Annotated in this window: 11 protein-coding genes; all 11 read right to left on the bottom strand. The window is 33.0% G+C overall.

Annotation, left to right across the window (positions count from 1 at the left end; all coding sequences use genetic code 11):
* Positions 1–11 precede the first annotated feature (11 nt).
* Positions 12–1,736, bottom strand: a complete 1,725-nt coding sequence (locus tag AC0VZ9_RS28235) for a T7SS effector LXG polymorphic toxin (RefSeq protein WP_236566244.1) — start codon at positions 1,734–1,736, stop codon at positions 12–14.
* A gap of 311 nt (positions 1,737–2,047) precedes the next feature.
* Positions 2,048–2,509, bottom strand: a complete 462-nt coding sequence (locus AC0VZ9_RS28230; protein ID WP_159866769.1) for a VOC family protein — start codon at positions 2,507–2,509, stop codon at positions 2,048–2,050.
* 118 nt (positions 2,510–2,627) lie between these two features.
* On the bottom strand, positions 2,628–3,161 hold the full coding sequence (locus tag AC0VZ9_RS28225) for an NADPH-dependent FMN reductase (RefSeq protein WP_159866766.1): 534 nt from the start codon (positions 3,159–3,161) through the stop codon (positions 2,628–2,630).
* Positions 3,162–3,183: 22 nt separating this feature from the next.
* Positions 3,184–4,182, bottom strand: a complete 999-nt coding sequence (locus AC0VZ9_RS28220) for an aldo/keto reductase family protein (protein WP_159866763.1) — start codon at positions 4,180–4,182, stop codon at positions 3,184–3,186.
* Positions 4,183–4,204: 22 nt separating this feature from the next.
* On the bottom strand, positions 4,205–4,984 hold the full coding sequence (locus AC0VZ9_RS28215) for a hypothetical protein (protein ID WP_159866760.1): 780 nt from the start codon (positions 4,982–4,984) through the stop codon (positions 4,205–4,207).
* Entirely contained in the window at positions 4,968–5,792 is an 825-nt protein-coding gene (locus AC0VZ9_RS28210; protein ID WP_159866757.1) for a multinuclear nonheme iron-dependent oxidase, read from the bottom strand. The genes AC0VZ9_RS28215 and AC0VZ9_RS28210 overlap by 17 nt, the downstream gene beginning before the upstream one ends.
* A gap of 238 nt (positions 5,793–6,030) precedes the next feature.
* Positions 6,031–7,113: a bifunctional diaminohydroxyphosphoribosylaminopyrimidine deaminase/5-amino-6-(5-phosphoribosylamino)uracil reductase RibD gene (gene ribD, locus AC0VZ9_RS28205; RefSeq protein ID WP_159866754.1), complete on the bottom strand. Its 1,083-nt coding sequence runs from the start codon at positions 7,111–7,113 to the stop codon at positions 6,031–6,033.
* The gene (locus tag AC0VZ9_RS28200; protein WP_159866751.1) at positions 7,106–8,095 is read right to left on the bottom strand and encodes a pyridoxal-phosphate dependent enzyme; all 990 of its coding nucleotides are present in this window, start codon (positions 8,093–8,095) and stop codon (positions 7,106–7,108) included. The genes ribD and AC0VZ9_RS28200 overlap by 8 nt, the downstream gene beginning before the upstream one ends.
* Before the next feature lie 25 nt (positions 8,096–8,120).
* Complete coding sequence (locus AC0VZ9_RS28195) at positions 8,121–9,380, bottom strand: MFS transporter (RefSeq protein ID WP_159866748.1); 1,260 nt, start codon at positions 9,378–9,380, stop codon at positions 8,121–8,123.
* 16 nt (positions 9,381–9,396) lie between these two features.
* Positions 9,397–10,179, bottom strand: coding sequence for a formylglycine-generating enzyme family protein (locus AC0VZ9_RS28190; protein ID WP_159866745.1), 783 nt, complete (start codon positions 10,177–10,179; stop codon positions 9,397–9,399).
* A gap of 31 nt (positions 10,180–10,210) precedes the next feature.
* The gene (locus tag AC0VZ9_RS28185; RefSeq protein WP_159866743.1) at positions 10,211–12,046 is read right to left on the bottom strand and encodes a hypothetical protein; all 1,836 of its coding nucleotides are present in this window, start codon (positions 12,044–12,046) and stop codon (positions 10,211–10,213) included.
* Positions 12,047–12,351 lie beyond the last annotated feature (305 nt).

Below are 12,351 nucleotides of genomic sequence, written 5' to 3'. Positions count from 1 at the left end.
TCATCCCTTCTTTATTTAAAAGGTTCCGGTGGGTAAACCTCATCTTCAAAAATTGGCCAATTAATCCTCTTACTTTGTGTAGGTGTTAATTCTCTTGTTAGAGAGTTTTGTTCATTGGTAACTGCTTTATGATATGGATCATTTTTTATCAATACCAAGTTAGTAAAATCATTGGTACCACCATCGTCTAAAGGTAAATTATGATGGACTTGCCATCCCTTTGGATTAAGGCCATCTTTCATTCTGGCAATATCATTATCATCTAACCCTGCCCTTCGAAGAAATTGTACTCTTATCGGATCGTTAGCAAACGTTTTAAGAAAACTTTTCTTAACAGAATTATTAAAGGTTATTCTTAATTGCGCAGTTTCTTCCGGATGTCTTTTTGTGTATATAATCTCTTCTACTTTTACGCCTTTTAAGTGGACTTTTTCTCCCTTTAAAGTACCAACAAAATAATTATCTTTTTCAATTTTATTAGGCTTTGCTCTATACTCTTTATCTGCTAGCTTCTTGATCTGTATCAAGGGGTTATAAAGTACATTGTAAGGTACTGGACCGTGAGCGGCACCTCCCACCATTGCAGGAGCTGGTCCTTGTGTCTGAAAAGAAAGTCCCTTACCTCCCTTAGTAGCGGAACCTACCGTCTTGGCGATTGTACCGGCTTTACTAATCCCTTTATCCCCGAGAATACCAATTCCAAGGGAGGTCAGAACATAAGTAAAGAAGGATGTCCGGCTTTGGGCGTCCCCATTTACAACATCCCGATTCCAGGCAGTAGTGACAGCAGACCATATGTATTTCGGCATATCCAGAGCTTGGCGCACTTTTCCTATGGGGTCATTTAAAATACTTAAATAAAATTCATGGTGCTTCTTTTGGTTTTCTAACAGCTGGTCACGATTAAACAGCAATTCACTACCTAAATACAGCGGACTGAATGGCCCCATGATCTTCTGCCCTAGCTCATAGGTAGACTTCAGGCCTTCCCAAGTATCTCCTACAGCTTTAGAAGCCCCCTCAATGGCTCCTTCAGCCATATCATGAAGGAGACTTTGCTTGCTTTCCGGATTTAGATTCGATATTTCCTCAAGAGAATCCTTCCAGTTAAGGGATTTAGCCTGAAAACTAGTGAGGGAGAGTCCGGCTCCTTGGAACATATTAGCCATTTTCTGAATGTATTGGTCCATGATATTTAACTCATTTAAAAGTGGATCTAAGGTAACTGTTTGCTGATAGTCAAGTATATTAAGATTTTCAACTGTCTCATGCACAGAATTATAAGCACGAATTGAGTCCTGCTTAAACTGTTCTTCTTTTAAGGGAGGCAGCTGGACAATATCATTTACTGTCGTCATAATCTCATTCGCTTCATTTGTTAGTTCGGTAGTTATCCTAATTGTTTTTGATAAACCTTGTTCAAGCTCATGTTCTAAAAATTCCTGGCGGATGAATCCTGTTGGTGAAGGTTCAAGTTCATGGAGTGAATTTCCTAGTCGGTCCAAGTATGATTGATAGTCTTTAATCCAGGATTCAAAAAAAAGTAAAAAGGGCAGATGGCATTCCTGATAATAGGTCCGTATTGACCGCCCACCTTCTCCTTTGAAAGAATCTTCAAGAGAAATTAATTCCTCGATGGCTATTCTAATTTGTGTTATTTGGTCCTTAAATATATTCAGTTGATTTCTTATCTGTTGAGTACTTGTTATCAGTTCATTCACATCTAATACTTTCAACCTTATCAGCTCCATCTGCCTACTTTTTTTTAGTTCCATTTTTTTCTACTATCATCTTAAAAGACTTATGGATTTGTTTGAATAGGAATATTGGAGTGATTATATGTGTACTCTGTAGCTGTCTCATAAAAAATAAAACCTGATAAGTTTCTCCTTATCAGGTCATAGAATTTCATGTTTTTGTTTTAATGTATGCCTTATCGCTCTATAGGTACATGACTCAAGAAACTCAGCAGTGGCAGATCGGGTGAGTTCTGTTTTGCCAATCGCTCTTCTTGTTACCGAGTTGAAGTTATCTCTGGCTCTAAGATTCATTTATTATTTGATCCATACTTATATTTTTCCCACTCACTCAAATACATGTCAGCTTTATTCTCTGGATCTGCCGGCAATTTACTAATAAATTCTAGCGAATTACCATCTGGATCATTAAAATAAATCATTGCATGAGCTTGATCTGGCATTACAATGGGTTCGGTGGCATCAAATCCAAATTCTCCTTTTATTTTAACCCCTCGTTCTTCTAACCAAATTTTTGCATTTTTTATATCATTAAAATCCACCTGAAATGCAACATGTCTTATTGAAGGATGGAAAGGACTTTTATATTTTTCACACTCCCATAAGCCTAGCCAACTTTCATTTTTAACTATCCATAAAAAAGCTGTTTGTTCATATTTTATTGCTAACTGAAGACCCAATTTTTCATAAAATATTATAGACTTTTCAATATTACTTACCGGAAGATGTGCTTCATATAACCCCTTTATCATTTCAATAACCTCCTTATAATTATAAGATATATTAATGATAAGGAGGACACGTCAGCTTTTTGAATGATGTTGTATAATACTTAAGTATTAATTTATTATTATTTCATTTAAAAAGTTTTTAGGAATATGCCATTCTGATATTTGATTCTAATATTAAATCATCAATTATTTGGTTAATTGATTCTTTACATTGCCCACTCACCAAAATGTTATTTTCAAAAGATATCTTATCCGATATATGCTGGCGTGGGAGGACTATTCCGTGCAGCCCTCTCAGTACTAACCTAAGGTTATTTAATGCATTAACACCGCCCTTTCCAGATCCTGCTGCAGAAGAAATAGCGATTGGTTTATGAATAAACTGATCCTTATTTAAGAAATCAAGGGCATTCTTTAGAGCTCCACTCATTCCATTGTGGTATTCAGGAGTACAAATATAAAATCCGTCTGCGTCATAAGCTAGATTATACAATTTTTCTACATTTTCATTTTTATATAAATTTATATCGTCTGAATATATCGGCAAAGGATTCTCAAAAAGATCAAAATAAGCCACATTTTCACCTTTTTTCTCTAATTGTTCGAAAATATATTTAGCAAATCCTCTATTATTAGATTTTTTCCTTGAACTACCTGAAATAACCAATATCATTAACTTTCTCCCCTAACTTATATTAAATATATTGTTTTTCATTCATAAGAAATAAATTAATTTCATTTATGTCTTCGTCTGACAAATCGATATCCGAACCTTTTGTGTTTTCAGATAATTGTTCTGCTGAGGTAGCACCAACTATGCAGCTAGAAATATTCTTCATTCTTAAATTCCAAGCTAACGCTAATTGAGGTAGAGTCATTCCATTTTGAATGGCAAATTCATTAAGTTTTTCAACTTTTCTTAGGTATTCCAATTCGAGATACCTTTGCATCATACTTTGTGTTTCGGGTCTGGATGCTCTCGAGTTAAGAGGTGGTTTTTGAAACGATTTATATTTACCAGACAATACTCCATTTGCTAATGGGGAATATGCTGTGATTCCTATACCTACCTCTTCGCAAAAAGGCAGTAATTCCTCTTCGATATCTCTGTCAAACATATTATATTTTAATTGATTGGTTATTATTGGGTGTAGTCCTCTAGTTTTAATTATTTCATTAGCTTCTGCTAATTGATTTTGGTCCCAGTTGCACACCCCTACATATAAAACTTTTCCACTTCTAATAAGATAATCTAATGCCATTAAAGTTTCTTCAATGGGGGTGTAGGGATCAAATCTATGACAATAATATATATCTATATACTCTAAATTTAACCGTCTTAGACTTTCGTTGCACTGCTCGATTAGATGTTTTCTTGATAGCCCTTCTCTGTTAGGTCCCGTTCCCATAGAGAAATAGGCTTTAGTCGATACAACATATGAATCTCTAGAAAACCTTTTTAATGCTTTGCCTAATATTATCTCTGCAGCTTGGGTTGTAAGTGTTGAATTATTAGAAGGCATACCTAGTGGATAAACATTTGCAGTATCAAAGTAATTAATACCCATATTCATGGCTGCAGTAACTAAATTGGTTGCCTCACTCTCATTTAGTGAACCGCCAAAAGTTAGCCAAGTACCTAACCCTATTTCACTAATTTCTAATCCACTATTTCCAACGAGCCTATATTCCACCTAAAATCCCTCCTTGCCTGTATCAATGTCCAATCACATTTAACTCGTATAATTCAATGATTTGTTCTCTCCACTCATTACCTTGTTCGGAGGTATAAGCTTTATGTATTAAATCAATTGGTGTTATGCCTTGTTCTAAAAATACAAAAAAATTGTCATCGTCTTCTATTTCAAAAAAATGAATTTCGGTAGGCTCTAAATAGTTCTTTTGAATAAGCATTTTATATGTTTTTTGATAAGTTGGTTTTTCTTTAGACATATTATTCATCGAAAAAGATTCTACATCGTAATTTAAGCTAAAAACCTTATAAGGTTTTTTTATATATATGGGAGCCGCAAAATCTAATTCTATAACATTATTAGAATCTGTTAACTTGCTTTTTGAAACCAATGTAAAATTATAGGTGTAATCTAATAGATCTTTTATATACTTAGTACTTTCGGTTTTATTTAAATAATCTTTGGCATAAGTATAAAACCTATCAATTTCCTTTACTGGATTTAAACTTCCCGTATCATTATTTACAAAATTCCTAAAAATATCTTCTTTATTTTGTTCTTTCAAGTAATTATAGAATTCATGGAAATTGTTTTTTAGATTATTTATCCTTTCTTTTTGCAACTTATTTGCAAGTCTCTCTAAGAGTATAAAGTCTATCTGATTAAATAATTTTATTTCTATCTCACTGAAGTTGAATTTTGAAAATAATACACTTTTTTCTTTAAATTTACATGTTTTTCTTATTTCGTAATTTCGTAGGTAATGGGAAATGAAGCTTTGAATATTAATGATTGTATCCAATACTTTCCCTCTCTTCAAAAAAGATATTTTTACTCCACTTTAATTTATCTACAACTTCATCGTTAAAATCCAGCAGTACTTCATCTTTTGGCTGCCAAATTAAAGCCCTAGGTTTAATCTCTTTCTTTGTAGAAATATATTCCAGAATCTCATCATATTGAGTACTCTTATTTTCTTCAAGAGGGCAATGAATTTGTATAATATTTTCCAATGGGAGATTATCTATAAAATTAAAGGGATCAATATTATAGAATTTCTTACTTTCAACTAAATTATCAATTCCTAATACAATTCCACTATTAGTTTCAGAAATTATATCTGTTATAAAACTAAAGTAGTCTATTTCTCCGATTGGATTAAATAAGAATGGTACATTTTCTATTAAGAAAGGGATTTTGAATTCCTTTTTGAGAAATTTAATTTTTTTTATAAAAATCTCTTTAGAGTGACTAGTTAAAATTGGGGGCAGCAGAGTGCCTGTTTGAATACCTTTTACACCATTGAAGCACAGGTGATCACTCCACCATAGCGGGACTAATGAATTTAATTTATTTCTTAATTCTTCTAAATTTTTTTTTTCTATTTCTTCATCGGTACCTAATGAACTCCATGTGGCGTGTAGTAATAAAGGTTTAGTAATTTTACCTTTTATTTCATCCAGGCTGGAATTCTGTCCTAAAAAGTATTTACTCACCAAAATCTCATATATATCACAAATCTCATCAATCTTTTCTTGGTTTTTAAGGTATGAAGACATTGATGTTTCTTTTAGCATTAGTCCAACACCTAAATTAGGAATATCTTTCATATTTCCCCTCCGCTTTTCGTTAATTGTCTAAGGTGTTTTACATTTTTGTAAATTGTTCTGTTTCTTCGGCTTATATCAATGTCGTAATAAAAAATTTTATATAGCGATTCTGCGTTACAAAATAAACACTTTATATAAATAGAGTTATAACTTACATGTGGGGTTTTCAACATATTCACTGCATGTTTAACGTGATTCTTGCATACAAATAACATAAGAATTATCCCCATTTATCTTTTTAATAAATTACTTTTGAAACAATTTTAATATCTTCTTCCAATCTTTCTATGCTTCTAAATTGAAGCTTTATTGCATTGTTTAATGTTCTAAAGCCATTCCCTTCTACAAATGTTGGAGCTTTTTCTCCTCCTATAATTAAAGGAGCGATATAACTAACTACCTCATTGACTAACTTCTCTTGTAAAAAGCTTTCAATAACTGTACCGCCCCCTTCTACAAGGATTGAAATTATACCTAGGTTACCTAACCTCTCTAGCACATCTCTGATTACTATCCTAGGATTATTAACTTGAATAATTTCCACCTTGTTATTTGTTGAATACTCATCCATTCTTTCTTTAGTCACTTTGGAACTTATAAAAATTATTGTCCTTGTAGAGTTATCTTTTATTATTTTTGCATCTGTAGGGGTTCTTAGATTGTTATCTAGAACTATTCTAATAGGATTTAAACCATTAACCCTATCTGTAAGATAGGGATCGTCCTTTAATATTGTATTTACGCCAACAAGTATTGCATCATGACTACTTCTATAGCTATGACTGTTCAACCTTGATTTCTCAGATGTGATCCACTTACTTTCGTAATTAGCTGTTGCGATTTTGCCATCTAAGCTAGTAGCAGATTTAATGGTAACGTACGGTATCTTATTTTTAATAAAGTGCAGGTAAAACCTATTTATATCTGATATATCTTTTTCATAGTACCCACTATCTACTTCTATCCCAGCTGTTCTCAGTTTATCTATACCTTTACCATTAACTCGTGGATTTGGATCTAAAATTCCAATCACTACTTTTTTTATATTACTTTCTATAATTAAATCTGTACAAGGCGGGGTTCTATTGTAGTGACAACACGGTTCAAGGGTTACATATAATGTTGCACCTTTTGCTTCCTCTCCAGCCATCTTTATTGCATGTACTTCGGCATGTGGTTCACCTTTTTTCAGGTGGGATCCTACCCCAATAATTCTTCCATTTTTAACTAATACTGCTCCAACCACTGGGTTCGGACTAGTCTGACCCACTGTGTATTTTGTTAATTCCATAGCGAACTTCATATATTGTGAATCACTCATTTAATTTTTCCCCCAATATTGTCTCCCACTCCTCAGTAGTTCCACTATCAGGAAAAATGGTAAAAACAGTTGAATTCTCTCCTAATTTTTCGCTAATTTTTTTTGCTGCTTTTAAATTTCCAGCGGCCGAACTTCCTATCTTTATTCCTGTTTCAGAATAAAAATCTTTCATCTCTGAAAGAGCCTCCTCATATGAACATAATGATTGCTCTTTAATGAGGTGCTCAATACTCTTTAAGAAACTCTGTTTTCTGCCTAACCCAAACCCTCCAGTACCAGCTAACCTCTTCCCTGGGCTTGGTGGGTTTTCACTACCGTAAGGTGCTTCGGCGGGCATTACAAGATGCACTTCAAAATCATCTAATTTTTCCGACAACTTTTTATATACGCCTACTAAACTTCCTCCTGTTCCAGCAGCACTAACCCATGCATCAATTTTACTAATATTATTCAACTTCATAAATTCAACAATTTCTTCGCCAGTGCCATTTCTATGCGCTTCAATATTTGCGCTATTTTCGTGTTGATATAAAAAAGTAAATTTATCATTTTCTTCATGTAGTTTTCTAGCAAATTCTATAACGCCCCAGAAGCCTAGATTTTTATCTACAAGATGTATATTTGCTCCTAACTGGTTGATTTTTTGAATAATACTATTGCTAGTTGAATCGCTTAAGACCAAATCTAGTTTTAATTCAAGTAAATTACAAAGGTGAGCTAAGGAAATGGCTAAGTTTCCACCGCTATATTCTAAAATATGCATTTCTTCATTATTTGACGAATGTTCATTTATTACTTTTTCTAGCATATTTAATGCAGCTCGATCCTTTATTGACCCTGTGGGGTTTTCCCATTCGCATTTAGCAAATATTTTTCCTCCATTATTATTTTTTATTTCAAGAACAGAGGTATTACCTAAGCCTTTTTTGAAATTTTCTATAATTTTCTGTCTGTTTATTGTTATTGTTCTAGCGTTCCCCATAGATTTATAGCCACCTTATAATGAATTAGTTCTTATGCTGAACCACACTATTTTGATGCTGTAAAACTGAACTTTTCCTCTTATAGTAATGATGAGAGGATATCATAAGAATTAAACCTATTAATAATATAAAAATAATCGTAATAAAGGAGGTTGAAGCACCAAAACTACCAATAGAAAAACTAAAAAATCCAACTATAATAGACTGCATTAAAAGACTGAAGGAGTTAATAAAACTATTAACTCTCCCCATAATCTCATTAGGGATTTTATCCATCATAATATTTCTTCTCAAGACTCTAGTCCCTGCATTACCGACTCCTGCAAACACTCTCATTAATAAAAATGCGGATACGAAAGGAAACATCACTATTCCAACTATTCCAATAATAAAAATAGAATAAGTAATATATGTCGATGAGTAATCACCGAATCGTTTTGATAGATAGGCTACTACTACTCCTCCCGTCATAGCGCTTAATGCATATATAACACTGGAATAACCAACTATTTCTGGACCTTTTTCTAACTCTTTATATACATACACAGGATTTATGTAATTTCCAGTTATGACCATTATAAAAGGAAGGAAAGTACATAATATGAAAATCATTAGAGCTGTATTTTCTCGTATATATTTTAATGCTACTTTTATGTCTTTATACATTTTTAAAATAGGTTTATCTTCATTAATAACAGCTTCTCTAGAGGTTGAATTATTTTGGTAGGGAATAAATAACAGTATTGAAAATGCTAGGATAAATGTGAAAATATCCAATAGAAATATTAACCATATATCAACTTTGCCTAAAAGCAAAGCTACAAGGCCGGCACTTAAAAAAGTGGCTGTTTGACCTTGTACTTCCATTAAACTATTTACTTTCTTGTATTCTTTTTGAGTGAATATACTCTGGGTAAATGCCATTAATGTCGGAATCTGTATAGCATTATATAAAGAGCTAACAATCGTCATTATTATTAGGATCCATAAACTGAATTCACCTGAAAAAAAATAATTAGTTAATAATACACCAAATATTATAGCTGCCAAGATTTCACAATATAATAATATTTTTTTTCGAGGAAAATTATCAATTATGACTCCAATATATGGGCTTAAGAAAAAAATTGTTATTGTAACTGAAATGAAAAGTAGTCCATATATTTTTTCGCCTTCATTCATATTAATAATTAGCCAAGGGATAGTAAAAGCTGATATTCCACTCCCGATGGCACTAATTATATTTGCTAGTAATAGCAAACTCATTTTGCGATTTTGTGACATTTTTCACCACCATAGTCTATAGACTTATAGCTAATCTAAAACCTGTAAAGCGAAATTCGGGATTTGGATGTCTCCCGTGTCTTCTAGCAACCCTGCACAAATCTCCACCTCGAGCAAAGGAACCCCCTTTTAGGATAAAATAATCCTTTCCGAGAATCTGTAAAAGGTCATCATCTATAACAACCCCATTAGGATATGCATCATATTTGGTGTGAACCCATTCCTCAATATTTCCACCCATATCATAAAGCCCATAATATGATTTTCCTTTTTCGTATTTTCGCACAGGAGTGGTTTTCTCTATCTTTGATTCATAAGTATTACAAAATTCTTGAGAAAAATTATTTCCCCATGGATATATTCGCCGGGTTTCCCCCCTGGCTGCAAATTCCCACTGAGCTTCAGTAGGAATTGTAATATTCTTATTGATTGTTGAGCTCAACCATTCACAGAAACTTAGAGCCTCTTCGATGGTGACACCCCAGACTGGATTTTCATGGCCACCTCCCAAGACTTGATCAGAAATACTTTCTGGGAAAGGCTGACTAGTTTGTTCGCAGTATTCTAAATACAATCCATTTGTGACAGGGATATCACTAATTTTATAGGGTTTTAAATAAACCTCATTTATTGGATATTCCTTGAGTAACCAGTTTTTAAATTCATCTTTGTATGAATCTGATAACAAACGAGTCCTCCAATAGTCATGTGCTTCTTCAATTTCTTCCAAAGAACTCCCTATTCTGGCTTTGCCCCCTGGTATGTATATCCAATTTATATCGTAAAAGCACGAATTCATTTTCAGTCCTCCGTCATGTTGCTGCTTATTACTAAGCATAAAACTCACGAACTTTTATAGGTGATCCATCGACTATTCTATAGATGTTTACAAACCCTCCATTACCACCTACAAAAAGAATTTCTTCTCCTTCTAATGAAACACCATATAATCCTTTAGGATAATCATATAGTGGTTCAACCAGGTCAACCATGTCACCAGTTGCATAATCATAGGCTCCTATTTGCTTACCATAACTAATAACAAATACATGATCGTTAATCTTTGTTCCATTCTCATTGGTATTCCATAATAACTCAGTAAAGACTTTTTTAGATTCTCCCGAATCAAAATCGATTTCAATGAAACCAAAGGTACCTGTAATAAATTCCTTTTTCTCATTTTGGACAATGCGCTTTGGATATCCATCTAGTGTAAATGCATTGAGTTTTTCAAAGCTGCTATTATATTGAATAATTTCACCGGTTTTTAAACCAATGATTTTATTTCCATTCGTTCTATAACCTGTTACATAAATTGGTGCATTGAAAGTTAATTTATTTAATGTGCTTCCTGTAGAAACATCTAATTCGTAAACATCTCCATTTTCTAGCCCTAGCAACGCGGTTTCAAAGTTTTCATTTATTGAAATATATCTAGTAAGGTCACCAAAGTCTTTATACCATATGATTGTTCCATCCATATCCGCTTTATAAACTATATTATCCCTGGTGACAGCTAAATAAGACCCCGCTTTGAGAGGACAAACCCTAAAAGTGATACCAAGGGAATGTACATTTTGTTTTATCTTTTTAACTGTCACACTATTGTATTTAGTTGATTCGAAATTTATTATGCTAACGCCTTTACCAGTAGCTAAGTAAAGTGTTTGTTTATCTTCAGGATGTTGTTCAATAGACCAAATACAAGAATAGTCAAAGATAGCATTTGACAAAATTTTTCCGGAAAAATCCACTTTAACAAGCTCTCCACTTTGCATCAATAAGAAAATTTCATTTTGAATTATAGTGGCACTTACAAATTGGTACCTAAATGGACCTATAACATCAACTAACTTTATTTCCTCATTTGTATTATCATAAATATATAATCTTCCATCAAAACCACCAGTTATTATCTTTTTGTAGTCTTCAGAAAACAAAAGGAACTCCACATCGTCTGTTGTGAAATGATATTCCTTTTTCTCTAAGTTATCTGGATTTATGGTCACTATTCCATTTCTTACATTTCTATCAGCGTCCAGCCCATAATCCTGAGTAGCAACAAAACGATTGTGCAGCTGGTCGTATTTTATGATGTGAACATTTCCACTATCGATAGGAACTTTTTTATCAAAATTAAGATTATCGATAGTACCTAAATGAAGTATTCCACAAGTTTCCGAAATGGCTTGAATACTTTCGTTTTCAGTGCATATGCAATCAATAAATGATTTTTCATTGAATGGAGGAAGTATATCTAAAGGCTCAAAAGTTTCTTGATCTAAGACGACAAATTGTGAGTACCCATTATTTGTGTATAACTTTCCATTAAAAGTACCAATTCCTCTAGAAAGACTTGGCGATGGTTCCTCATCAAGTGTCAAAAGGTATTCCTCACTTCTCAAAGAATAGTCATCATGGAAATCAAGTGGTTTTAACGTTGCTAAGTCCCACTTTCCTATTACCCCTCTAATATCTTTGGTGAATACATATCCATTATCAAAAGTTATAGCATTAATCATGTTATTGTAATGAGTAGAAGGTGATGACTTTACTACGGATAAATCCTTATTAAGATAGTGAAGTCTCCCTTTAATATCTGCACATAAGATTAAATCAAGTTCTTTAACATAAAGTAATTTAGTAAGTCTATCAGATATATTCACAATTCTCCTCCTCAATTATCAAATGAGATAGAGTAATAACCCTATCTCATCCGAGTTTTTTAATCTTAAGATGTTAAAAGAATCATTTCTTATTTCTCAGCAACTGCGATTGAACGACTTGGTTTTTTGAAAGGCTTTCTCTTCATGATTTCACCCCCTGTAAAAAATTTGTATGCTAGCACAACTTTATTGTGATTTAGATTTATACTTTTAACAATTGGGAAAATTTTTAAATTTATGAAATAGAGTGAATTAAACTGCCAAGTAATAATAAAAAAACTTGTAGACCGACCTAGTAACTAGGC

The organism is Cytobacillus sp. QJM3NY_8, from assembly GCF_056173585.1.
This window is presented reverse-complemented; position numbering and strand designations above follow the sequence as displayed.

What these genes read in the sequence shown, in the direction of transcription:
- AC0VZ9_RS28230 (WP_159866769.1), bottom strand. Translation starts at nt 2,509, where the DNA reads ATGATAAAGGGGTTATATGAAGCACATCTTCCGGTAAGTAATATTGAA.
- AC0VZ9_RS28225 (WP_159866766.1), bottom strand. Translation starts at nt 3,161, where the DNA reads ATGATATTGGTTATTTCAGGTAGTTCAAGGAAAAAATCTAATAATAGA.
- AC0VZ9_RS28210 (WP_159866757.1), bottom strand. Translation starts at nt 5,792, where the DNA reads ATGAAAGATATTCCTAATTTAGGTGTTGGACTAATGCTAAAAGAAACA.
- ribD (WP_159866754.1), bottom strand. Translation starts at nt 7,113, where the DNA reads ATGAGTGATTCACAATATATGAAGTTCGCTATGGAATTAACAAAATAC.
- AC0VZ9_RS28200 (WP_159866751.1), bottom strand. Translation starts at nt 8,095, where the DNA reads ATGGGGAACGCTAGAACAATAACAATAAACAGACAGAAAATTATAGAA.
- AC0VZ9_RS28195 (WP_159866748.1), bottom strand. Translation starts at nt 9,380, where the DNA reads ATGTCACAAAATCGCAAAATGAGTTTGCTATTACTAGCAAATATAATT.
- AC0VZ9_RS28190 (WP_159866745.1), bottom strand. Translation starts at nt 10,179, where the DNA reads ATGAATTCGTGCTTTTACGATATAAATTGGATATACATACCAGGGGGC.